21 protein-coding genes and 3 pseudogenes are annotated in these 22,049 nt (G+C 69.4%); 13 read left to right on the top strand and 11 right to left on the bottom strand.

The genetic code is table 11. The annotated features are described in order from the left end of the window. Window positions 1–3: 3 nt before the first annotated feature. Window positions 4–720: a hypothetical protein gene (locus tag G6N25_RS20770; RefSeq protein WP_232065871.1), complete on the bottom strand. Its 717-nt coding sequence runs from the start codon at window positions 718–720 to the stop codon at window positions 4–6. Between the two features lie 154 nt (window positions 721–874). Here G6N25_RS20770 and G6N25_RS20775 point away from each other — a divergent pair. The 6 genes and pseudogenes from G6N25_RS20775 to G6N25_RS20800 form a co-directional block, all read left to right on the top strand. Then, window positions 875–976: pseudogene (locus tag G6N25_RS20775) on the top strand (nitroreductase family protein); the annotation flags it as partial. Between the two features lie 29 nt (window positions 977–1,005). Next, window positions 1,006–1,206 (top strand): annotated as a pseudogene (locus tag G6N25_RS20780) (SRPBCC family protein); the annotation flags it as partial. A gap of 219 nt (window positions 1,207–1,425) precedes the next feature. Then, on the top strand, window positions 1,426–1,899 hold the full coding sequence (locus G6N25_RS20785) for a DUF4262 domain-containing protein (RefSeq protein WP_142272871.1): 474 nt from the start codon (window positions 1,426–1,428) through the stop codon (window positions 1,897–1,899). 33 nt (window positions 1,900–1,932) lie between these two features. Then, window positions 1,933–2,397, top strand: a complete 465-nt coding sequence (locus G6N25_RS20790) for a hypothetical protein (RefSeq protein ID WP_083077270.1) — start codon at window positions 1,933–1,935, stop codon at window positions 2,395–2,397. 15 nt (window positions 2,398–2,412) lie between these two features. Beyond that, window positions 2,413–3,375 (top strand): FAD-dependent oxidoreductase, encoded by a 963-nt coding sequence (locus G6N25_RS20795; RefSeq protein WP_083077272.1) that lies wholly within the window; start codon window positions 2,413–2,415, stop codon window positions 3,373–3,375. A 127-nt stretch (window positions 3,376–3,502) separates the two neighbouring features. Beyond that, window positions 3,503–4,285 (top strand): enoyl-CoA hydratase/isomerase family protein, encoded by a 783-nt coding sequence (locus tag G6N25_RS20800; RefSeq protein ID WP_083077273.1) that lies wholly within the window; start codon window positions 3,503–3,505, stop codon window positions 4,283–4,285. A gap of 4 nt (window positions 4,286–4,289) precedes the next feature. On the opposite strand, the gene G6N25_RS20805 is transcribed toward G6N25_RS20800, so the two are convergent. Both G6N25_RS20805 and G6N25_RS20810 read right to left on the bottom strand, forming a co-directional pair. Beyond that, window positions 4,290–4,691: a phage holin family protein gene (locus G6N25_RS20805; RefSeq protein WP_083011129.1), complete on the bottom strand. Its 402-nt coding sequence runs from the start codon at window positions 4,689–4,691 to the stop codon at window positions 4,290–4,292. Window positions 4,692–4,732: 41 nt separating this feature from the next. Next, the gene (locus tag G6N25_RS20810) at window positions 4,733–5,800 is read right to left on the bottom strand and encodes an amidohydrolase family protein (protein ID WP_083077275.1); all 1,068 of its coding nucleotides are present in this window, start codon (window positions 5,798–5,800) and stop codon (window positions 4,733–4,735) included. Here G6N25_RS20810 and G6N25_RS20815 point away from each other — a divergent pair. Continuing rightward, window positions 5,790–7,127, top strand: coding sequence for a sialate:H+ symport family MFS transporter (locus G6N25_RS20815; RefSeq protein WP_372506739.1), 1,338 nt, complete (start codon window positions 5,790–5,792; stop codon window positions 7,125–7,127). The genes G6N25_RS20810 and G6N25_RS20815 overlap by 11 nt on opposite strands. 77 nt (window positions 7,128–7,204) lie before the next feature. Here the strand turns inward: G6N25_RS20815 and G6N25_RS20820 are convergent, their stop codons facing one another. Together G6N25_RS20820 and G6N25_RS20825 are read right to left on the bottom strand one after the other, a co-directional pair. After that, on the bottom strand, window positions 7,205–8,482 hold the full coding sequence (locus tag G6N25_RS20820) for a competence/damage-inducible protein A (RefSeq protein WP_456299217.1): 1,278 nt from the start codon (window positions 8,480–8,482) through the stop codon (window positions 7,205–7,207). Window positions 8,483–8,527: 45 nt separating this feature from the next. Further along, the gene (locus G6N25_RS20825) at window positions 8,528–8,833 is read right to left on the bottom strand and encodes an MTH1187 family thiamine-binding protein (protein WP_083077279.1); all 306 of its coding nucleotides are present in this window, start codon (window positions 8,831–8,833) and stop codon (window positions 8,528–8,530) included. Window positions 8,834–8,884: 51 nt separating this feature from the next. Here G6N25_RS20825 and dtd point away from each other — a divergent pair, with 51 nt between their 5' ends. From dtd to G6N25_RS20840, 3 genes are read left to right on the top strand one after another with little or no spacing between them, the layout of a single operon-like run. Then, entirely contained in the window at window positions 8,885–9,316 is a 432-nt protein-coding gene (gene dtd, locus G6N25_RS20830; protein WP_083077280.1) for a D-aminoacyl-tRNA deacylase, read from the top strand. Window positions 9,317–9,343: 27 nt separating this feature from the next. Then, on the top strand, window positions 9,344–10,261 hold the full coding sequence (locus G6N25_RS20835) for a class I SAM-dependent methyltransferase (RefSeq protein ID WP_083077282.1): 918 nt from the start codon (window positions 9,344–9,346) through the stop codon (window positions 10,259–10,261). Between the two features lie 6 nt (window positions 10,262–10,267). Next, the gene (locus G6N25_RS20840) at window positions 10,268–11,056 is read left to right on the top strand and encodes an HAD-IB family hydrolase (protein ID WP_083077283.1); all 789 of its coding nucleotides are present in this window, start codon (window positions 10,268–10,270) and stop codon (window positions 11,054–11,056) included. On the opposite strand, the gene G6N25_RS20845 is transcribed toward G6N25_RS20840, so the two are convergent. The 4 genes and pseudogenes from G6N25_RS20845 to G6N25_RS24250 form a co-directional block, all read right to left on the bottom strand. Beyond that, window positions 11,053–12,078 carry an alcohol dehydrogenase catalytic domain-containing protein gene (locus G6N25_RS20845; protein WP_083077285.1) on the bottom strand — a complete coding sequence of 342 codons (1,026 nt, stop codon included), beginning with the start codon at window positions 12,076–12,078 and terminating at the stop codon, window positions 11,053–11,055. The two genes, G6N25_RS20840 and G6N25_RS20845, sit on opposite strands and share 4 nt — an antisense overlap. Before the next feature lie 10 nt (window positions 12,079–12,088). Then, complete coding sequence (locus G6N25_RS20850; protein WP_083077286.1) at window positions 12,089–14,020, bottom strand: flavin-containing monooxygenase; 1,932 nt, start codon at window positions 14,018–14,020, stop codon at window positions 12,089–12,091. Between the two features lie 106 nt (window positions 14,021–14,126). Continuing rightward, on the bottom strand, window positions 14,127–15,491 hold the full coding sequence (locus G6N25_RS20855) for an HNH endonuclease signature motif containing protein (protein WP_083077288.1): 1,365 nt from the start codon (window positions 15,489–15,491) through the stop codon (window positions 14,127–14,129). A 120-nt stretch (window positions 15,492–15,611) separates the two neighbouring features. Further along, window positions 15,612–17,263 (bottom strand): annotated as a pseudogene (locus G6N25_RS24250) (PE family protein). Between the two features lie 360 nt (window positions 17,264–17,623). Between G6N25_RS24250 and G6N25_RS20870 the strand changes: the two are divergent. Continuing rightward, complete coding sequence (locus G6N25_RS20870) at window positions 17,624–18,754, top strand: nitronate monooxygenase (RefSeq protein ID WP_083075710.1); 1,131 nt, start codon at window positions 17,624–17,626, stop codon at window positions 18,752–18,754. 6 nt (window positions 18,755–18,760) lie between these two features. On the opposite strand, the gene G6N25_RS20875 is transcribed toward G6N25_RS20870, so the two are convergent. Together G6N25_RS20875 and G6N25_RS20880 are read right to left on the bottom strand one after the other, a co-directional pair. Continuing rightward, on the bottom strand, window positions 18,761–18,982 hold the full coding sequence (locus G6N25_RS20875) for an Rv1893 family protein (protein ID WP_083075709.1): 222 nt from the start codon (window positions 18,980–18,982) through the stop codon (window positions 18,761–18,763). A gap of 63 nt (window positions 18,983–19,045) precedes the next feature. Then, entirely contained in the window at window positions 19,046–19,450 is a 405-nt protein-coding gene (locus tag G6N25_RS20880) for a hypothetical protein (protein WP_083075723.1), read from the bottom strand. A 272-nt stretch (window positions 19,451–19,722) separates the two neighbouring features. On the opposite strand from G6N25_RS20880, the gene G6N25_RS20885 reads away from it, so the two are divergent. Further along, window positions 19,723–21,027, top strand: coding sequence for a cytochrome P450 (locus G6N25_RS20885; RefSeq protein WP_083075708.1), 1,305 nt, complete (start codon window positions 19,723–19,725; stop codon window positions 21,025–21,027). Window positions 21,028–21,031: 4 nt separating this feature from the next. Then, window positions 21,032–22,045 (top strand): alcohol dehydrogenase catalytic domain-containing protein, encoded by a 1,014-nt coding sequence (locus G6N25_RS20890; RefSeq protein ID WP_083075707.1) that lies wholly within the window; start codon window positions 21,032–21,034, stop codon window positions 22,043–22,045. The last annotated feature ends 4 nt before the right edge of the window (window positions 22,046–22,049 follow it).

Raw genomic sequence — 22,049 nt, forward strand, 5'->3', positions numbered from 1 at the left:
CGGCTAATGCAGGGGGGACCACTCCGACGTCCGCAGCAACCGGGTGGTCCACTGATCGCGCAGGTCGAGCGCGTCGTGCAACCAGGTCCCGGGGGCGCGGTACTCGGCGGGGATGTGGGTCCGGAGCAGATCCAGCAGCGCCTCGGGCCGGCTGATCCGCTGCATCAGGATCACCTCGCGGCGCACGTGGCTGCCGAGGGCGGGCTGGAATGCGGCGTGTATTGACAGCATGGACGACGGCTCTTCGAGGCTCTTGGCGTATACCTCACCGCATCTGACGATGTATTCCTCGAACTTGTCCTCGTAGGGCCACATGGTGTCTTCCATGTAGAGGCTCATCTCGTGCTCTCGCCCGTCGACCGGAACCTCGTCGAGCGAGACCTCCCTCAGCGGCGACCACGGGAGCGGCACCAGCAGCTTCGCGTCGACCTCATGGCGCAGCGCGTCGAGGTTGCGCATCCATTCCTGCAGGTCGCCCTTCTGGACCCGCTTGGTCAGTCGTTCCCATGCCGCGCCGTCGCGAACCGCGGTCACCGTGATCACGGTGTAGGCGGGGCCGCTGCCGTGCGCCTGGTTGGTGTACCACAGCAACCGGGCGTCGTCGCCCTCGGCGAGCATGGGCATCCAGCCCTCCCGAAATGCGGCCTCGAAGTCGTCTTCGGCGCGCCCGCGGACCTTGTGGACCTCGTGCATGAACAGCACGCCCGTGACCTCCCACACCGGGCGCTGCCCGTCTGAACGCCCTTCGCCTCACGGACGGTATAACGAGGTCCGGATATGCACAATTACGCACGGTGGGTGACCTAGACATTCGCGCCGAGAATCTGGTTTCCTCGGAGCGGTACTGGTCTTCACGGTCGAGCGGAAGGACCGGATGGACATCGCAGCGGTCGACGAATTGCTGACCACGACGCGCGCGGTGCGCAAACGCCTCGACCTGACCCGGCCGGTCCGTCGCGACGTGATACTCGAGTGCACCTATTGGGACGGCTGGGGAGAACGCTGATGCGGTCCTACACCGTGCGATTCCACGTCGATGCGCCGCCGAAGAAGGTCTGGCGCGTCCTGCACCCGCCGGCGCCGCCGAACGCCCCGCGGCCCCGGGTCCTCACGTGGCCCACCGGCAGCATGGAAATCCTCAACGAAGGCAACGAAGCCGGCGAGGGCCTGGTCCGCACCTGCATCTTCGAGGTGCCCAAGTACCTTCGCGCGACAACCTCGAAACGTACGAGCACGCGCTGGGCTACGCCGGCAAGGTACGCCGGCTGACCTAGGCCAGCTTTCGGGCCAGGCTTCGTTATCCCCCGACATCGCAACCGGTCTCGCCGCGGGTAGGTGCGCCGCGGCCGTCGTCGTCCCATCAATGTCAGACCCCCCGTGCATCGTGGCGGTAAGCACGATGAAAGGGGACTTGCAATGTGCTGGATGTGTGACCACCCGGACAGCACCGTGGACGACTACCTCGACCTGATCCGCGGGAAGATCCGCGGCCGAGGCTGGACGGTGCAGTACGTCGAGGACGATCGGGTTCCGTACGCATACACCATCGGCCTCACCCGTCACGAGTTGCCCGAGTTCTTGATGACCGGCGTCTCGCCGCAGCGGGCGCTCGACCTGTTGGGCGGCATCGCCGACGCGGCGGCCGAGGTGGCCTGGGACGTCGACGCGCCCAAACCCGGCGCCCGGCTCACCCTCCCGGGCCCGACCCTTATCGAAGTCGTCGAGGTCGAACACCCCGACGTGCACATGAACGCCGCGATCGCCCTCTATGGCGGCGACGTGCGGGGTCTGCAACTGGTGTGGGCCGACTGGCGTGGACGCTGGCCGTGGTCGCCGGGCTTCAACAACGGTCGAGGCAGGCAACCGGTGCTCGGGGTGCGGATGGCGCCACCGGCGTGAAATGGGCTGCTCACCCCGGTAGGCTTCTGCTCTATGGGGTTTAGGGCGGGAACACCCGTCGCGGCACGATTGGCCGCCGCCGGCCTGCTGCTGGCGGGCTGGGCCGCGTCCGCGGCTGTCGCCGGCGCCGACCCGGAGCCGACGCCGCCGCCCGCACCGAAGACGACCATCGACCACGACGGCACGTACGCGGTGGGGACCGACATCGCGCCGGGCATATACAGCTCCGCGGGGCCCGTCGGCAACGGCACCTGCTACTGGAAGCGGCAGGGCAACCCCGACGGCAACCTCATCGATAACGCCCTGAGCAAAAAGCCACAGGTCGTGCAGATCGATCCGACCGACAAATCGTTCAAGACGTCGGGCTGCCAGCCCTGGCAGCTGACTCCCGATGCCACTCCGCCCGCCAACACACCGCCTCCCGGTGTGCAGGGCACCCTCGGCATCCTCAACGGGCTGCTCGGCGGCCAGAATGGCCAGCAAGCCCCCCATCCCTGACGGGAGCTTGCCGACGTGGCGGGTGACCCGCAACAGATCGTCGTCGTCGGTGCCGGCGTCAGCGGATTGACGTCGGCCATACGCCTGGCCGAGGCGGGCTGGCCGGTGCGGGTGTGGGCGGCGGCGATGCCGCGGCAGACGACCTCGGCCGTGGCCGGTGCGGTGTGGGCGCCGCCGCGGCCGGCCGAACGGGCCGCCACGACGCTGGGCTGGACCGAACACTCCCTACGGGTGTTTCGGGACCTGGCCAACGACCCCGGCACCGGGGTGCGGATGGCGCCGGCGCTGATCGTCGGCGAATTCATCGAGGCGACGTCGCCCGCGACCGGCCTGGTCCCCGACCTGCGGCCGGCCGACCCCGCCGACGTCCCGGAGGGCTACGGCACCGGCTTCCGCGCGACCTTGCCGATGATCGACATGCCGCGCTACCTCGCTTACCTGACACGGCGGCTGGCCGCCGCCGGCTGCCCAATCGAGGAGCGCCCGGTGCGGTCGCTGGCCGAGGCCGCCGACACCGCGCCGATAGTCGTCAACTGCGCCGGCCTCGCGGCCGGCGCGCTGGCGGGCGACGACACGGTGCGGCCGCTGTTCGGCCAGCACGTCGTCCTCACCAATCCCGGCCTGCGGCAACTGTTTCTGGAGATCAACGCTGGCCCGGAATGGACCTGCTACTTTCCCCACCCCGAGCGCGTGGTGTGCGGCGGCATCAGCATCCCCGGCCGCTGGGACACCACCCCGGACCCCGAGGTGAGCGATCGCATCCTGCGGCGCTGCCGCCTCGTCGAGCCCCGGCTCGGGGAGGCCGACGTGATCGAGACGATCACCGGGCTGCGCCCCGACCGCCCGTCGGTGCGCGTGGAGGTTGAGCCGCTCGGGCGGGCGCGGTGCGTCCACAACTACGGCCACAGCAGCAACGGCGTGACCTTGTCCTGGGGTTGCGCGCGCGACGTGGTGCGGCTGGTCGCGGACGATCGCTAGCCCTGTCGCGTGCTTCGGCGGCTATCCTCGCAAAGATAGCAACCGGTGAGCAGACGCAGACTCGCACAAACCGGCGCGGAAGAGTGCGATTCCGCGTCTGCTCGCCGTCCAGAGCGGGAGCTACGCGGTGAGCATCGACTACGCGCTGCGCGCCCACATCGCCACCATCACGATCAACCGCCCCGAGACGCGCAACTCGCTGGACATGGAACACTTCCGCGATCTGGCCCACGCGTGGGCGGCGTTCCGCGACGAAACCCGCGCCTGGGTCGCGGTGGTCACCGGCGTCGGCCACGACTTCTGCACCGGGGCCGACCTCAAGAAATTCATCCCGGAACTGACCGGCGAGCTGCCCAGGCCCGAGGGGTGGAACAAGGACGACGCCATCCACGCCGTTCTGCATCGCTTCCCGGTGTACAAGCCGATCGTCGCGGCCGTGAACGGCACCTGCGTCGCGGGCGGCTTCGAGATGTTGAGCTCCACCGACATCCGCGTCGCCGTGCCCGGGGCGCGGTTCGCGGTCATGGAGCCGAAGCGCGGCCTGTTCGCCGGCGGCGGAACCACCGTGCGGCTGCCGCGCCAGCTGCCCTACGCGTGGGCGATGGAGCTGCTGTTGACCGCCGACATGGTGGACGCGGAGCGGGCCCTGGCCATGGGGCTGATCAACCGCGTGGTCCCGGCGGACCGGCTGATGGACACCGCGTACGACTACGCCGAACGCATCGCGGCCAACGCCCCGCTGGCGATCTCCGCGACGAAGCAGTCGGCCGTCGAGGGTTTGGCGCTCGACCTCGACGCGGCCTACGACAACGAAACCCGGCACAGCGACCGGGTTTTCGCCACCGAGGACGCTAAAGAGGGGCCGCGCGCCTTCGCCGAGAAGCGACCGCCGCGGTGGCGGGCCCGCTGAGCCGTCAGACCCGGGCGCGGCGGCCGGCGTCGCGAACCACCAGCGACAGCACCCAGCTCACGATCGACAACACGATGGCGGCCCAGATCGCCGTCCACCAGAAGTGGTCGATCTGCAGCCCCCAGTGCGTGGTGTGTTCGGTGATCCAGGCCGTGATCCACAACATCAACGCGTTGATGACGATGTGGATCAGGCCGAGGGTCAGGATGTACAGCGGGATCGACAGGAACTGGACGATCGGCTTGATGAATGCGTTGACCAGACCGAAGATCACCGCGACGACGAAGATGATGCCGACCCGCTCCAGCCTCGTGTCACCGCCGACGAAGCTGATCCCGTGCACGAAGAGCGTGACGATCCATAACGCGAATCCGGTCAATGCGGCGCGAAGCAGAAAAGGGCCCATGCGGGAGATCCTGCCACCGGTCCGGCCAAGAAGTAAGCCGGTCAGTTCAGGTTGTAGAAGCGCTGCGCGTTGCGGCCGCCGATCTTTTCGCGCGCCTCCTCGCTGATGTCGGCGCGGGTGCGCAGGTGCTTGGTGCTCTCCGGCCATTCGCCGTCCCAGTGCGGGTAATCGCTGGCGAACATGATGAAGTCGGCGCCGAGCACGTCGATCACGCCCGGCAAGATCGGTTCCTCGGGCTCACAGGTCACAAAGATGTTGCCCGCCTTGAGATATTCGTGCGGATCGCGGCGCCAGCCGCGCTCGACCCAATCCCCGCGCTTCTCGTAATGCTCGTGCAGGCGGTCGACGAAGAACGGCACCCAGCCCGCCCCCGCCTCGAGGAAGGCGACCCGCAACCGCGGATGGCGCTCGAAGACGCCGCCGGAAACCAGCGCGGTCATCGCCGTCATCTGGTCGAACGGAAAGCTGATGCAGTGCACCTGGATGTAGTTGGTGAACCGGTCCACGCCGATCTTCGGCAGGTGGATGCCCGGGGCGCCGTGAATACCCAGCGGCATCTCGAGGTCGACGGCCGCGGCGTAGAACGGATCCAGATCGGGGTGGTCGAGGTTGCGTGTCTTGAGCGCCGGCGGGACGAGGGTGGCCACCAGCCCGAGGTCCTTGGCCTCGGTCATGACGTCGATGGCCGCCCGGCCGTGCTCGATCGGGGCGACGGCGACGCCGCGCAACCGGCCACCCGACGAGGCGCAGTAATCCGCGATCCACTGGTTGTAGAGCCGCGAGAATCCCGCGGCGAATTCGGGGTCCTCCAGGCTGGGCGCGCACAGCCCCATGCTCGGGTACAGCACCATCGTGTCGATGTGGTCGCGGTCGGCGTCGACCAGCACGCCCTCGGGCGAGCGGCAATTGATGTCGGGTGCCTTGCTGAGGCCGTGCTCGGGCGGGCAGCCGGCTCCGGGGCCCTGGTCCTCCGGGTAGTTGCGGCCCTCGAGCGTCAGCCGCAACCGCCCGTCGGTGCTGGGTTTGACGTGTTCCGGCCAGCGTTTGATCGCTTCGATCGCCAGCGAGGAGTTCTCGGCGACGTGTCCATCGGCGTCGATGATGCGCATGTATCGGCAACTTACTCTCGCGGAATGCCGCCCGGTACTGCACGATGCTGACGTGACTTTGCAGCGTCCTCAAAGAAAATTGACCGCCGACCAGAGAAATTCGTTCATCGCGGCGTTGCTGGGCTGGACGATGGACGCCTTCGACTACTTCATCGTCGTGCTCGTCTACGCCGACATCGCCAAGACGTTCCACCACAGCAAGGCCGAGGTCGCGTTCGTCACCACGGCCACCCTGATCATGCGGCCCGTCGGCGCGCTGCTGTTCGGGCTGTGGGCCGACCGCGTCGGCCGGCGGCTCCCGCTGATCGTGGACGTGATGTTCTACTCGGTGGTCGGATTCCTGTGCGCGTTCGCGCCCAATTTCACCGTGCTGGTGATCCTGCGGCTGCTGTACGGCATCGGCATGGGCGGCGAGTGGGGGCTGGGCGCCGCGCTGGCCATGGAGAAGGTTCCCGTCGAGCGCCGCGGGTTCTTCTCCGGCCTGCTGCAGGAGGGGTACGCCTTCGGCTATCTGCTGGCGAGCGTCGCCTCGCTGGTGGTGATGAATTGGCTGGGGCTGTCGTGGCGGTGGCTGTTCGCCCTGAGCATCATCCCGGCGCTGATCAGCCTGATCGTCCGCTATCGCGTGGAGGAGTCCGAGGTGTGGGAGGCCGCGCAGGACCGAATGCGGCTCACCAGCACCAGGATCCGCGACGTGCTGCGCGACGCCGCGATCATCCGCCGATTCGGCTACCTGGTGCTGCTGATGACCGCGTTCAACTGGATGAGCCACGGCACCCAGGACGTCTACCCGACCTTCCTGACCGCGACCGCCAACCACGGCGCCGGGCTGTCCAGCGTGACCGTCAAGTGGATCGTGGTGGTCTACAACGTCGGCGCCATCATCGGCGGCCTGTTCTTCGGCACGCTCTCGCAGCGGGTCAGCCGCCGCTCCACGGTCGTGTTCTGCGCGCTGCTGGGGCTGCCGATCGTGCCCCTGTTCGCCTATTCGCGCACCGCGGCGATGTTGTGCCTCGGTTCGTTCCTGATGCAGCTCTGCGTGCAGGGCGCCTGGGGCGTGATCCCCGCCCACCTGACCGAGATGTCGCCGGACGCCATCCGGGGCCTCTACCCCGGCGTCACCTACCAGCTCGGCAACCTGCTGGCGGCGTTCAACCTGCCCATCCAGGAACGCCTGGCCGAGTCGCACGGCTATCCGTTTGCGCTGGCCGCGACGATCGTGCCGGTGCTCATCGCGGTGACGTTGCTGACGCTGATCGGCAAGGACGCCACCGGAATCCGCTTCGGCACCGCCGAAAGCTCTTTTCTCCCAAGCGAGATGGCGTGAGCCGGCTGGCCACGCCGCCGAGCGTCACGCCAGCGTGGCGCCGGGCCGCGGCTGCCACGCTGGCGTGACGCTCGGCGTCAGCTGTCGCCGAGCAGGCGCCGCAGCAGGTGCATCGCGACCGTCGTCGAGCGCTCGCGGACGTCGGACCGGTTGCCGGGGAGCCGCAGCGTCCGGGTGTCGGTGCGGCCCTCGGGGCCGGGAGGGCCAAGCGCCACCGTGAAACAGACCGTCCCGACGGGCTTTTCGGGCGTGCCGCCGCCCGGGCCGGCGATTCCGGTGATCGCGACGGCGGTGTCGGCGCCGAAGCGCCGCAGCGCCCCCGCCGCCATCGCCTCGGCCACCGGCTCGGACACCGCGCCGTGCGCCTCGATCAGCGCCGGGTCGACGCCGAGCAGCTGCGTCTTCGCCTCGTTGGAATAGGCCACCACGCCGCCGGCCACATAGTCGGACGACCCCGGCCGGTCGGTCAGCCGCGCCGCCAAGAGCCCCGCGGTGCAGGATTCCGCCGTCGCTATCCGGTGGCCGGACAGCAATCGCGCGACCAGGTCGTCGACCCGGGAGCCGTCCTCGGAATAGATCTGCTCTCCGTGCCGCTCGCGCAGCAACCGGGTCAGCTGCGCGTACGCCTCCGCGGCGTCGGGCTCGTAGCGCGTGACCATCTCGATCTCGCCGCGCCGCAGGCAGGTGGTGATCTCCAGCGACGCGAAACCGGGGATGGCCGCCTGCGCGCCGCGAAGCGTCTCGGCCAGCCCCGACTCCGGCAACCCGAACATCCGAATCGTCTTCTGCCGGTAGATTGTTCGGCCCGCGATCGCCTCCCGCGCGGCGGGCGTTTCGATGGCCCGGGCCCACATCGGCTGCAGCTCCCGCGGCGGCCCGGGAAGCACGATCACCGTCGGCTTGCCGGGCACCACCACACCCGGCGCGGTGCCCTCCGGATCGAGCACCTGCGCGCCGACGGGAATCATGGCCTGCTTGCGGTTGCCCGCGAGCACCGCGTCGAAGTCGACGCCATCGAAGCGCGCCATAAAGGATCTGAGGATGGCGGCGATCCGTTTCTCGGTCTCGGCGTCCAGCACCAGCTCGCGGCCGCAGAACCGCGCCACCACCTCGACGGTTATGTCGTCGGCCGTGGGCCCCAGCCCGCCGCTGGTGATGATCAGGTCCACGCCCTGTTCGGCCATGAAGCGCAGCTGCGCCTCGATGTCGGCGGGGCGGTCACCGCAGATCGTGATGTGCGCCAGCTCGACGCCCAGTTCCAGGAGGCGATCGGCGATCCAGGGCCCGTTCGCATCCTGGACTCGCCCGGTGAGGACCTCGGTTCCGGTGACGACGATGCCTGCGCGTGCGCTCACCGGCATGAGCCTACTGGCGGGACCGCGAGACAACGGGCCGACGGGCTAACCGCCGGACAGGTAGCGCTCGACGGACGCGACCTTCCGCGTCATCGCATCGTGGGCGCCCGTCCGCCAGTCGGCCTTGATCACCGTGCTGACCCGGGGCGCGCGGGCCGCGACGGCCTCGACCGCGCGCTGCACGACGGCCATCACCTCGTCCCAGGTATCGCCCTCGATCACGGTGAACATCGAATCGGTCTCGTTGCGCAGGCCGGACTCGCGCACCACCCGAACCGCCTCGGCGACGATCTCGCCGACACCCTCGCCCACGCCTAGCGGGGTGACGGAAAACGCGACGAGCACGGACACGTGACGAGCCTACCCAACCTTTTCGGGGCCGGCCTGGCAGCATCGAGGGCCATGCGGGTTCTGGTGCAACGGGTCTCATCGGCGGCGGTGTCGGTCGATGGCCGGGTGGTGGGGGCCATCCGGCCGGATGGCCAGGGCCTGCTCGCGTTCGTCGGCGTCACGCATACCGACGATGCCGACACGGCGCGGCGGCTGGCCGAAAAGCTGTGGAATCTGCGCATTCTCGCCGACGAACGGTCCGCGGCCGACGTCGACGCGCCGATCCTGGTCGTCAGCCAGTTCACCCTGTACGCCGACACCGCGAAGGGGCGCCGGCCATCCTGGAACGCGGCCGCCCCCGGCGGCGTCGCCGAGCCGTTGGTAGCCGCCTTCGCCGAGGCGTTGCGAGGGCTGGGCGCCCACGTGCAGACCGGCGTGTTCGGCGCGAACATGCAGGTCGAATTGGTCAATGACGGCCCGGTGACGGTGTTTCTGGAGCTCTGACGGCGCCACCGCAGGTACCTTGGTTCTGTGGGCACGACGCCTGAATTCGGTTCGCTCCGTTCCGACGACGACCAGTGGGACATCGTCAGCAGCGTGGGCTACACCGCGCTGCTCGTCGCGGGATGGCGGGCGCTGCACGCGCTGAGCCCGCGGCCGCTGGTGCGCGACGAGTACGCAAAGGTCTTCATCGCCGCGTCGCGGGACCCGTACCTGGCGGGCGTGCTCGCGAATCCGGGAACCTCCGAGGACGAGACGGCCTTTCCGCGCCTGTACGGCGTGCAGACCCGGTTCTTCGACGACTTCTTCGCCTCCGCCGGCGACGCGGGCATACGGCAGGCGGTGATCGTCGCGGCGGGGCTGGATTCCCGGGCGTATCGGCTTGATTGGCCGGATGGCACAACGGTTTTCGAGGTGGACCTGCCGAAGGTCCTGGAATTCAAGGCGCGGGTGCTGGGCGAGCACGGCGCCGCGCCCAGGGCCCGCAGGGTCGAGGTCGCCGCCGACCTGCGCACCGACTGGTCGCGGACGCTGGAAGCGGCCGGCTTCGACACGGAAAGCCCCAGCGCCTGGTCGGTCGAGGGCGTGCTGCCCTACCTGACCGACGAGGCCCAAGCCGCGCTCTTCACCCGGATCAGCGGGCTCAGCGCGCCGGGCAGCCGAATCGCCATCGGCGCCCTGGGGACACGCCTGGACCATGACCGGCTCGCCGCGCTGGAAGCGGATCACCCCGGGGTCAACATGTCGGGCGACGTGGACTTCTCGGCCCTCACCTACGAGCCCACCACCGACCCGGCGGAATCGCTGGCCGCGCACGGCTGGGCGGTCGAACCGGTGCGCAACACGCTCGAGCTGCAGGCCGGCTACGGGATGACCCCACCGGAGGTGGACGTCAAGATCGACGGGTTCATGCGCTCGCAATACATCACGGCGATCCGGTCGGGGTGAGCCGAGATGGTGACGATCACGAGACTCTCCCCCGCCGACGCCATCGCGGAGATCGGCGCCAGTGCGCCCGGCCCCGGGATCGGGGCGTTCTTCGACCTGGACGGCACGTTGATCGACGGCTTCACCGCCGCGGTACACGTCGGCGACCGGATCCGGCGTCGCCAGGCCGGGATCGGCGAGCTGCTCGGGGTGTTCGAGGCCGCGCTGCGGTATCGGTTCGGCCGCTTGGAGTTTGAGCACCTCATCGTGCGGGCCGCGGGTTATCTGCGCGGCGAATCGCTCGCCGAGCTTGACGCGCTGGGCGACCGGCTGTTCGTCGAACGCGTTGCCACGCGGCTGCATTCGCGCATGCACGAGATCGTGCAGGCGCACCAGGGCCGCGGCCACACGATCGTGCTGAGCTCCTCGGCGCTCTCCATCCAGGCGCTGCCCGTCGCACGCTTTCTCGGCATTTCCAACGTGCAGTGCAATCATTTCGAGCTCGACGACCACGGGCGGCTGACCGGCGGGATCGTCAAACCCATCGTGTGGGGGGCCAGCAAGGCCGCCGCGGTCCAACAATTCTGCGCCGACAATGGCGTTGCGGTGCAACGCAGTTACTTCTACGCCGACGGCGATGAGGACGCCGCGTCGATGTCACTCGTCGGCTGCCCGCGACCGGTGAACCCCCGCTCGGGGCTTGCCGCGGCGGCCGCGGCGCACGGCTGGCCGGTGATGAGCCTCGCCTCGGGCCGCCGCGGGCCGGTACGGAGATTGCGGTACCTGGCCAAGCACGTCCGCCGCGACAGAGATTAGGGCGTCAGCAGGACCTTCACGTCGTCGCCGGAACGCGACTCCGCGGTCGCGTAGCCCTTGGCCGCCTCGTCCAACGGCAGGGTCGTGGTGACGATGCCGTCGACATCGAGCCGGCCGGACCGCAGCAGCGGGATCAGCTCCGGCCAGGTGCGCTGCACCGGCGCGGTGGTCATCCGCAGCGTGATGCTGCGGATCAGGCAGCCGAGGGCGTTGAGCGGAAACGGATTCATATCGTGCACACCGACCACCGAGACGGTGCCGCCGGGCCGTACCGCGTTGAGCGCGTCGGTGATCGACGCGTCCGTGCCGACCGCGTCGATCACCGCGTCCGCGCCGCGCCCGCCGGTGGCCGCGAGGATGGCGTCGGTTGCCGGCGACGTGATCGGCGTGGCGCCCCACCGCGCCGCGCGCCGCAGGCGGCCGTCGACCCGATCGACCGCGAAAACCGTTGCGGCGCCCTGAAAAAGCACACAGCGCAGAGCGCATAGCCCCACCGCCCCCAGGCCGATCACCGCCACCGTGCCGCCGAAGGGGATGTCGGCGCGCCGGGCCGCCGCCCAGCCGGTGGCCAGGTTGTCGGTCAGCAGCACCGCCTGCTCGGTGCTGATCCCCTCCGGCACCCTGAGGAGCTGGAAGTCGGCGGCCGGCACGGCGAGCAGATCGGCCTGTGCGCCGGGAAGCACTCCGCCGCCGAAGATCTGAAAGCCGGAGAAGCACATCACCGGGTCTCGGGTGGCGCAGCCCGGGCAGGCGCCGCAACCGGTGACCGACGACACCATGACCTGGTCGCCGACTTTGACGGTGCGCACCTCGGGTCCGGCCTCGACGACGGTGCCGACCGCCTCGTGGCCGAGCGTCATCGGCTCGACGAGCGGATAGTCGCCCTCGTAGAAATGGAGGTCGGATCCGCAGATGCCGGCGGCGGTGACGGAGACGATCGCTCCGTCGGGACCGGGCAGCGCGGGATCGGGGCGGGTGTCGACCCCGACGTTCCGGGGCCCGTCGAGGACTACCGTGCGCATGCTGGGGTGCTCACTTTCCCTGTCGCAGAACGAATTGTGACCAGTCGGGCTCACGCACCGCCGCCCAGTACTCGTTGAGCCGCCACGGGCTGACCGTGTGGATCTCGCCGTCGGCGTTCTTGAAGTAGGAGTGTGTGACCGCCGGGTGCGACCACACCATCTTCTTGATCCGGGCCTGCGTCCGTCGGTGCCACTCGGTGGCGGCGCCGGCCTTCGCTTCCAGCGAGTGCAGCCGGTCCCGTGCCAGCCGGTTGAGGCACTGGTCGATGTAACGCATCTGGAGTTCGGACTGGAAGATGAGGCTGCCCCCGTGGGCGAGATGGGTCCCGGGTCCGTAGATGAGGAAAAGGTTCGGGAATCCCGGAACGGTGATCCCGAGGTAAGCGTACGGGCGGCTCCCCCACATCTCGTGCAGGTCAATCCCGTTGCGTCCGGTCACCTTTAGCGGCCACAGCACGTCGGTGTGCCGGAATCCGGTGGCGTAGACGATGACGTCGGCGTCGTGCTGCACGCCGTCCTCGGTGACGACGCCGGTCGGGGTGATCTCCCGGATCGGCGTGCGCACCAATTCGACGTTGTCCCGTTGCAGCGTCCGCAGCCAGCTGCCGTTGTCCTGCAGGGTCCGTTTGCCGGTGGCGGGATAGTCGGGCAACACCTTGGCCAACAGCTCGTCACCCTCGCCGACCTGGCTGGTGATCCACTGGGAGAACATCATTCGGGCCGCGGCGTTGATGTCGCTGACGGCATAGTCCTGATCGGCGTAATTCGGGTCGCCCTCCGCGGCGTCAAGGCCCTTGTCGGCGCCGGGCCAGAGCACGAGAAACCGGTACCACCTTCCGTAGAACGGGAGGTGGCGCATCGCCCAGCGCACGCCGTCGCCGACCTCGTCGTGGTACATCGCGTTCGGGAACATCCACTGGGCGGTCCGTTGGAACACGGTCAGCCGCTCGACTCGGTCGGCGATCGCCGGCGCGATTTGGAAGCCGCTGGCGCCCGCCCCGATGAGCGCGACCCGCTTGCCGGTCAGGTCGACGGAGTGATCCCACGCCGCGGAGTGAAACGACGGGCCCCCGAAGGTGTCGGCGCCGTCGAATTCCGGGATGTGGGGCCGATTGAGCTGACCGACCGCGGTGATGAGGGCGCGTGCGTTGAGCGTGCTGGTCTGCCCGTCGGCGCGGCGTAGCGAGACGCTCCACACGCCGTCGTCGTCGTTCCATTCGGCCGCGAGAACCTCGGTGTTCCACCGCACGTGCTCGGCCAGGCCGTGCTTGGCCATCACCCGGGTGAAGTAGTCCCGCAGCTCGCGTTGCTCGGCGAAGAAGTGGGTCCAGTCGTTGTTGGGTTCGAAGCTGTAGCAATAGAAATGGTTTGCGACGTCGACGCGGGCGCCGGGATAGCTGTTCTCCCACCATGTTCCGCCGGGGCCGGCGTTCTTCTCGATGATGGTGAACGGGACGTTGGCCTGTTGGAGGCGGATCCCGGCCAGGATGCCGGATTCGCCGCACCCCACCACCAGCACCGGGAGCTCGGCGGCCGACCCGGTCGGCAGGGCGGCCGGGTGCCGCGGGTCGACGCCGTCGAGATCCATCTCCTCGAGGACCAGGGGCAGGTAGTCGTCGGTCACGTGTTCGCAGGCGGCCCAGTCCAGCATTTCCCTGATGAGCTCGGGGCTCAGCGGTTCGGGCTCGGGGCAGCCGCGGTCGCGGTAGTCGGCGAGCACCGGCAGCGCCGCCGCGCGGGCCCGGGCCTTGTCGTCCTCCGACATGAACCCCTGGACCTCGTTGAGGAAGATGCCCATGGGCTTGAAGTCACGAATGAACCGGGGGTCGCCGGTGATGTGGACGAGCGAGAGCAGCAGCGTCGGGATGCTGACGTCTTCGAGCGCGACCGCGATCTCGGCCGTCGCGGTGGTGAAGGGATTGCCGGCGTAACGGCTGCGCATCAAGCCGATCCTTCCGGTAGCGGGACCTGCCAATTACGCTACTAAGCGTTTCGTAATTGGCGGCACTACGCTACCTCGTGGCGCCGCAGCGGATCAAGGGCGGCCGCTACGGGTCGTCGTCATCTTCGTCCGCCAGGATTTTTTCCGGGTGGTGGAAGGCGTTGGTCCGTGGCTGGCCGTAGTCCAGGTGCGGCGGCGGTATCCACTCGGTGTCGCCGTGGGCGTTCTTTCGGGTGGTCCAGCCGCCGGGCTCGACCAGGGGGTGGTCGGATCCACAGGTCAGGGTCAGCGTGTTGATGCCGGTGGTGTGGGTGGCGGCCCACTCCTCGACATGATGGACCTCACACCAGTATCCGGGCGCATCGCAACCGGGGCGGGTGCAGCCACGTTCCTTCGCGTACAACACAATTCGCTGCGCGGGGGAGGCCAGCCTTCTCGTGTGATACAGCGCGAGGGCTTTGCCCTTGTCGAAGATCGCCAAATAGTGCCTGGCGTGGCGGGCCAGGCGGATCACGTCGCTCATGGGCAGCAAGGTGCCCCCGCCGGTGAGGCCCCTGCCGGCGGCGGCCTCCAGCTCGGCCAGGGTGGTGGTGACGATGATGGAGGCCGGTAAACCATTGTGCTGGCCCAGTTTTCCCGACGCGAGGACCGCTCGTAGCGCGGCGTTGAGCCCGTCGTGATTGCGTTGCGCGGGGCTGCGGGTGTCCCGCTGGGCGGCGTCCTCGCCGGGCGGGCCGTCCACCACGGGAGTGTCGTCCTCGGGATTGCAGATCCCGGGGGCGGCGGTCTTGGCCAGCACGGCTTCCAGGGTGGCGCGGGCTTCGGGGGTCAGCCAGCCGCGCAGCGCCGACATGCCGTCGAGGCCTTGCTTGCCCAGGGTGAGCTCGCGGCGGCGGGCGCGGTCGTTGTCGGTGTAGGTGCCGTCGGGATTGAGGTAGCCGGCGAGCCGGTAGGCCAGCGTGGCGAGCTGGTCGGGGCGATGCTGGGTGGCCAGCTGGGCCAGGTGGGCTTCGGCCTTTTCTCGAGTCCCGGGATCGACGCCGCCGGGCAGCTCGTCGAAGAACTGCCGGATCACCCGCACGTGGCCGGTGCCGATGGCGCCGTCGCGTTGGGCGGCGGCGGTGGCGGGCAGCACCGGCGCCAGGGGTTCGCCGGTGAGCGCGCGGCGTGGTCCCAGGTCGGCGGCCTCGATCACCCGCCGACGCGCGTCGCCGCGGGTGATGCGCAGCCGGTCGGCCAGCGCGTGGGTCAATACGCCGCCCAGCTCGTCGCGGCCGGCCTGCGCGGCAAGCTGGTTGATCAACGCGTGGCCGGGCACCGGTAGCCGGCGTGCGATCTTTTCCAGGCGCGCCAGGATCCGCAATCGTTCCGGGGTGGTGAGCGCCTCGAACGACAGCTCGCAGGCGCGGTCCACGTCGGCATCGAGCGCGTCGAGGACCCCGCCGATCGACTCCCGGCTATCCGAATGCATGTTCGAATACTACGGAGGGCCGCCGACAGGAATCGTCGGTGTGAAACCACTGAAACGAAAGTGGCGCAAGTGGTTTCCGAACCGATCGGCGGGCCCGACCGCCGCGCCCCGCCCAAGCGGCTATGGCGTGCCGTTGGTGCCTGGCGTGCCGCCCAACGATCCGGCGAGGCCACCGGTGCCGCCAGCCCCGCCGTTCACACCGTTGCCGCCGTTTCCGCCGTCGCCAAGGATCGACCCGGTGTAGGAGCCGTCCATCGTGAGTCCGGCATTGCCGCCGTTGCCGCCGCTGGCGGGCGCGATGCCCGCGCCGGCGTTGCCGCCGTTTCCGCCCGCGCCGAGGAACCCGAGGCCGCCGCCCCCGGCACCGCCATTGCCGCCGATGCCGGCGGTCGTGTCGCCGCCGTGCCCGCCGCTACCGCCAATGGCGGCCTGGAGGCTGGCGGCCAAGCCGCCGCCGCCACCATCGCCGCCGGTGCCGGTGGTTGCAGCCCCGCCGTACCCGCCGGCGCCACCGCCGGCGATGCCTACGAGCGCCGCGGCTTCGCCGCCGCCACCGCCGGTCCCACCGATGCCACCGATGCCGCTGGCGGCCCCGCCGGCGCCACCGACGCCGCCGACGGCGGCGCCCCACCCGACGAGTTCGGGGGCGGCGGCGAGTCCGCCGCCGCCCCCGGCCCCGGCGAGTCCGGTGGTAGCGCCGCCGCCCACGCCGCCGATGCCCGCTTGGGTCAAGTCGATTCCGACGAAGCCCGCAGCGACGCCGGCACCGCCCGCGCCGCCGGCGCCGGCGAGTCCGCTGGTGGCGTCGCCGCCGTGCCCGCCGGCCCCGCCGAGGCTCAAGTCGATCCCGAAGGGGCTGCGTGCGAAGCCGTCGCCGCCGGCCCCGCCGACCCCGCCAGTACCAATGGTGGCGTCGCCGCCGTGCCCGCCGGCCCCGCCGAAGCCAAGGAAGAGGCCGTGTCCGTTGCCGCCCGCGCCGCCGGCCCGCCGGTCCCGGTCGTCGCGTCGCCACCGGTCCCGCCCGCCCCGCCGATGCCCGCGAGGAAGCCGGCGGCTCCGCCGGCCCCGCCTGCGCCCCCGGAGACGCCGGACGCGCCGGGCCCGCCGGCGCCACCGAAGCCGAACAGCAGCGCCCTGCCGCCCGCCCCGCCGGCCCCGCCGCCCGTCCCACCGCCGCCGCCGGCTCCGCCATTACCCCACAGCCACCCACCGGTGCCGCCGTTGCCGCCCGCCGCGCCGGAGCCCCCGGCCCCGCCGGTCCCGCCGAAGCCGATCAGGCCGGCCGCCCCGCCGGCACCGCCGGCCTGCCCGGCACCACCCGAGCCGCCGCTGCCACCGCTGCCCCACAACAACCCGCCAGGTCCACCGGCTTGCCCGGTATTCGCGGCCCCGTTGGTGCCATTGCCGATCAGCGGGCGCCTCAACAGCAGCTGGGTCGGGGCATTGATCGCCCCCAACACGTCCTGCCCGAGGGTCTGCAATGACGAGGCACCGGCCGCCTCGGCGTCCGCGTAGGCGCCGCCGGCGCCGGCCAGGGCCTGGACGAATTGGGCGTGGAAAGCCGCCGCCCGCGCGCTGAGCGCCTGGTATTGCTGGGCGTGGCTGGAAAATACGGACGCGATCGCCGTCGACACCTCATCATCGGCGGCGGCCAGCAGCATGGTGGTCGGCGCCGCGGCCGCCGCGTTGACCTCGCTCAGCGACGACCCGATACCCGCCACATTCTCCGCCACCGCCGCCACAACGTCCGGCACCGCAACCAGAAACGACATCTGACAACCTCCAATAACCCGCCCGATGGGCCATCACGCGATCGGCGATAGGCGGATGCTAACGCTCCCGGCAGCTACTTCGACACGCTTACAACAATTGGTAGCAGCTTCCCAGGAGCCGCGCAGCTTGGCCGCGACCGGCAAAGTTTGATCTGGACCGAAACCCAAGCCCAAGAAAACAATTCGCTGCCGACGGCCGCGATGGGCGAGGAATTGCCCGAGCCCGTGCTCGCTGCCCTCGCGCACGACTCGTAGTGCCGACGCCCCGGCCAGGGGCGGCTGGCCACGTCAACGGCCGCCGTACTAAACTAGAACACGTTTCAGTTCTTTTAGCCTCGGTCAAGCTTTTCAGGAGTAGGCATGCACACCGCGATTTGCGACGAGCTCGGCATCGAGTTTCCCATTTTCGCCTTCACCCACTGCCGCGATGTCGTGGTCGCGGTCAGCAAGGCCGGTGGTTTCGGCGTGCTCGGCGCCGTCGGCTTCACGCCCGAGCAGCTCGAGATCGAGCTCAACTGGATCGACGACAACATCGGCGATCACCCGTACGGGGTAGACATCGTCATCCCGAACAAGTACGAGGGCATGGACTCACACCTGTCGGCCGAGGAGCTGGCCGAGACGCTGCGCAAGATGGTGCCCCACGAGCACCTGGACTTCGCGAAGAAGATCCTGGCGGACCACGGCGTGCCCGTCGACAACGCCGATGAGGACACCCTGCAGCTGCTCGGCTGGACGGAGGCAACGGCCACCCCGCAGGTCGAGGTGGCGCTGAAGCACCCGAAGGTCAAGATGATCGCCAACGCGCTGGGCACTCCCCCGGCGGAGATGATCAAGCACGTTCACGAATCCGGTCGCAAGGTGGCCGCGCTATGCGGCTCGCCGTCGCAGGCGCGCAAGCACGCGGACGCCGGGGTCGACGTCATCATCGCCCAGGGCGGCGAGGCCGGCGGCCACTGCGGCGAGGTCGGCTCAATCGTGTTGTGGCCGCAGGTCGTCAAGGAGGTCGCGCCGGTACCCGTGCTGGCCGCCGGAGGCATCGGCAGCGGCCAGCAGATCGCCGCGGCCCTGGCGCTCGGTGCCCAGGGCGCCTGGACCGGCTCCCAGTGGCTGATGGTCGAGGAGGCCTCCAACACCCCGGTTCAGCAAGCGGCATACGCCAAGGCGTCCAGCCGCGACACCGTGCGCAGCCGGTCGTTCACCGGCAAGCCGGCGCGGATGCTGCGCAACGACTGGACCGAGGCGTGGGAGCGGCCGGACAACCCGAAGCCGCTCGGTATGCCCTTGCAGTACATGGTCTCCGGCATGGCCGTGCGCGCCACGAACAGATACCCGAACGAGACCGTCGACGTCGCCTTCAACCCGGTGGGCCAGGTCGTCGGCCAGTTCAACAAGGTGGAAAAGACATCGGCGGTCATCGAGCGCTGGGTGCAGGAGTACCTCGAGGCGACGGCCAGGCTGGACGAACTGAACGAGGCCGCCGCCGTCTAACCGCGACTACTCGTCGTCGAGTTCATCCCTGCCGGTGAAGACCTCTTTGGCCCGGTCCACCGCGTACGTGCCGATGTCGATCGAGTTCTGAACGATGCCGCTGGCACCGCCGGAGATGTCGCCCCGGATGATGTCGCTGGCGTGTTCGACGATGTCCGAGGCCTTTTCGACGGCATTGGTCGCGATGTCCCTGGCCGCGTCGACAGCGTCTTTGGGATTGAAGCCCATCGGAGTCTCCTTTCGTTGCAAGGCCTTTGATACGACTCTAGACGCGACGCGGTTGTCGGCAGGTCATCCGGCGGGCGGGAAGAACCCCGCCCCGGTGAACCAACCTTCCTGCCATCCTTGGTTTCCCAGGCAGAGCATGGGAAGCCCGGCCGCCGACTGCGCCGCGGCTTGCGGGCCCGGGCATTTCGCGCCGGCCTGCTGGATCCCGTACAGGGGGTAGGAGACGACCCAGTAACCCGTCGTCGCCGCCGGAAACTGGTTGGGCGGGGGGAAATGGCACGCTTCCGCCTGGCCGCTGGGGCCGCGCCCGAAAATGAAGCGCTCGTAGTTGTCGCACGGCGCGCCCAACGAGGCCTGATAGTTCATGCCGGGCACGTCGCCGTCATAGTGCGGATCGGCGGCCGCGCACGGCGCCGCACCAAGGGCGCCACCCGCGATCGCGGTGACCCCGAGTAGTTCGCGAATCATGCGTCCCACCCCTCCCGTGAGCGTCACCCGGCCCCTCGGTGCGTCGGTGACCTGGACAAAAGCATATCGACTGAGCCGCGGGCCACAAGGTCGTCTTGCCGGCTCGTCCCGCACGGACCGGCGACGCCGACGACCCGCATCGACGCTGAACACGTTGCAATTCGGGTCGGGCGATATTGCTCGGATGCTTCCCAACCGTGGTGTAGCAGTGGTTTATTTGGCACAAGAAGACGACTAGATGACTTCGTATCGAGGAGTGGGCTGTGTCAACGTTGAAGCCAACCGCCGAGCCGACTGCCACGCCGGTTCCCAATCTGCCTCCGGGGTTCGATTTCACCGATCCGGACATCCACGCCGAGCGACTGCCGGTGGAGGAACTGGCCGAGCTGCGTCGAACGGCGCCGATCTGGTGGAACGAGCAACCCATGGGCGTGGGCGGGTTCGACGACGGCGGTTTTTGGGTGGTGTCCAAGCACAAAGACGTCAAGGAGATCTCCCGGCGCAGCGACGTGTTCTCCAGCCTGGAGAACACCGCGCTGCCCCGCTACAAAGAGGGCACGGTGCGCGAACAGCGCGACACGGGCAAGTTCGTGCTGCTCAACATGGACGCCCCGCAGCACACCCACCTGCGCAAGATCATCTCCCGCGGTTTCACGCCCCGGGCCGTCGAGCGCCTGCGCGACGACCTGCGCGAGCGGGCCGTGCGGATCGTCGCCGAGGCGGCGGTGCAGGGCTCCGGCGACTTCGTCGAGCAGGTGTCCTGCGAACTTCCGCTGCAGGCCATCGCCGGCCTGCTGGGTGTGCCCCAGGAAGACCGCATGAAGCTGTTCCACTGGTCCAATCAGATGGTGGGCGACCAGGATCCCGAGTTCGCCCGCAACGACGCCATGGGCGCTTCGGTCGAGCTGATCACCTATGCCATGCAGATGGCCGCCGACCGGGCCCAGAATCCCGGCGAAGACATCGTCACCAAGCTGGTCGAGGCCGACGTCGACGGCCATAAGCTCTCCGACGACGAGTTCGGCTTCTTCGTCATCCTCCTGGCGGTAGCGGGCAACGAGACCACCCGCAACTCCATCACCCAGGGCATGATGGCCTTCACCGACTTTCCCGACCAGTGGGAGTTGTACAAACGGGAGCGTCCCGCGACGGCGGCCGACGAGATCGTCCGCTGGGCCACCCCGGTCACGTCGTTCCAGCGGACCGCCCTGCAGGACTACGAGCTGTCCGGCGTGCGGATCAAGAAGGGCCAGCGGGTCGTCATGGTCTACCGCTCAGCCAATTTCGATGATGAGGTCTTCGACGATCCGTTCACCTTCAACATCCTGCGCGACCCCAACCCGCACGTCGGGTTCGGCGGAACCGGCGCACACTACTGCATCGGCGCCAACCTCGCGCGGATGACGATCGACCTGATGTTCAACGCGATCGCCGACGCCATGCCCGACCTGGAGTCGATCGGCACACCGCAACGGCTCCGATCGGGCTGGCTCAACGGGATCAAGCACTGGCAGGTCGACTACCACACCAACGGCGCGGCGAAATGCCCTGTCGCACACCAAGGTGCGACGGGCTAGGCCAATGCCCACTCACCACGCCGTCCGGGTTGCGTCCGCGGGCGGCCCGTTGGAGCTGGCAGAGGTCGAAACGGTGTCACCGGCCCGTGACGAGGTGCGGCTGGCCGTCACCGCGTGCGGCGTCTGCGGCACCGACCGCGCCTTCGTGCACGGCGGCTTCCCCAACATGTCGTGGCCACTGACCCCCGGCCACGAAATCGCCGGGAAGATAGCCGAACTCGGCGAGGGCGTCGAGGGGTTCGCGGTGGGCGACCGCGTCGCGGTCGGGTGGTTTGGCGGATGCTGCTACCACTGCGACCCTTGCCGCAAAGGGATTTTCATCCACTGCGCGAACGGGAAGATCCCAAGCTGGCACTATCCCGGCGGCTACGCGGAATCCGTGACGGTGCCGGCCAGCGCGCTGGCAAGGATCCCGTCGGAGCTCACCGATGCGGAAGCCGCCCCCATGGGCTGTGCGGGGGTCACGACGTACAACGCGCTGCGGCACACGAAGGCGCTGCCCGGTGACCGGGTGGCGATCCTCGGGGTGGGCGGCCTCGGCCACCTCGGGGTGCAGTTCGCCCGGGCGATGGGCTTCGAGACCATCGCGATCGCCCGGGGCGCCGCCAAGGCGGACGACGCCCGCGAACTGGGCGCCCACCACTACATCGACTCCACCGGCGGCGACGTCTCCGAAGCGCTGCGGGGCCTGGGCGGCGCGGCCGTCGTCCTGGCCACCGCCGGCAACTCCCAGGCCATGGCCGACACCGTCGGCGGGCTGGCGCCGCAGGGCGAACTGATCACCATCGGCGTGACCCCCGACCCGCTGCCCATCAGTCCCGTACAGCTGATCAACCCGGGGCTCAGCATCGTCGGCCATCCCTCCGGCACGGCCAAGGACGTCGAGGACACCATGCATTTCGCGGTCTTGTCCGGCGTTCGGGCGTGGGTCGAGGAGCTGCCGCTGGCGCGGGCCGCCGAGGGCTACGCGGCCCTGGAGCAGGGGCGGGCGCACTACCGCACCGTCCTGACCATGTGATTAC

The organism is Mycobacterium heidelbergense (assembly GCF_010730745.1).
Taxonomy (GTDB): Bacteria; Actinomycetota; Actinomycetes; order Mycobacteriales; family Mycobacteriaceae; genus Mycobacterium; species Mycobacterium heidelbergense.

Coding starts and splice junctions, on each gene's coding strand:
- G6N25_RS20840 (WP_083077283.1), top strand. CDS start 10,268: ATGGTGACGATCACGAGACTCTCCCCCGCCGACGCCATCGCGGAGATC.
- G6N25_RS20875 (WP_083075709.1), bottom strand. CDS start 18,982: ATGGGCTTCAATCCCAAAGACGCTGTCGACGCGGCCAGGGACATCGCG.
- G6N25_RS20890 (WP_083075707.1), top strand. CDS start 21,032: ATGCCCACTCACCACGCCGTCCGGGTTGCGTCCGCGGGCGGCCCGTTG.
- G6N25_RS20845 (WP_083077285.1), bottom strand. CDS start 12,078: ATGCGCACGGTAGTCCTCGACGGGCCCCGGAACGTCGGGGTCGACACC.
- G6N25_RS20855 (WP_083077288.1), bottom strand. CDS start 15,491: ATGCATTCGGATAGCCGGGAGTCGATCGGCGGGGTCCTCGACGCGCTC.
- G6N25_RS20785 (WP_142272871.1), top strand. CDS start 1,426: ATGTGTGACCACCCGGACAGCACCGTGGACGACTACCTCGACCTGATC.
- G6N25_RS20810 (WP_083077275.1), bottom strand. CDS start 5,800: ATGCGCATCATCGACGCCGATGGACACGTCGCCGAGAACTCCTCGCTG.
- G6N25_RS20870 (WP_083075710.1), top strand. CDS start 17,624: ATGCACACCGCGATTTGCGACGAGCTCGGCATCGAGTTTCCCATTTTC.
- G6N25_RS20805 (WP_083011129.1), bottom strand. CDS start 4,691: ATGGGCCCTTTTCTGCTTCGCGCCGCATTGACCGGATTCGCGTTATGG.
- G6N25_RS20880 (WP_083075723.1), bottom strand. CDS start 19,450: ATGATTCGCGAACTACTCGGGGTCACCGCGATCGCGGGTGGCGCCCTT.
- dtd (WP_083077280.1), top strand. CDS start 8,885: ATGCGGGTTCTGGTGCAACGGGTCTCATCGGCGGCGGTGTCGGTCGAT.
- G6N25_RS20850 (WP_083077286.1), bottom strand. CDS start 14,020: ATGCGCAGCCGTTACGCCGGCAATCCCTTCACCACCGCGACGGCCGAG.
- G6N25_RS20790 (WP_083077270.1), top strand. CDS start 1,933: ATGGGGTTTAGGGCGGGAACACCCGTCGCGGCACGATTGGCCGCCGCC.
- G6N25_RS20815 (WP_372506739.1), top strand. CDS start 5,790: ATGATGCGCATGTATCGGCAACTTACTCTCGCGGAATGCCGCCCGGTA.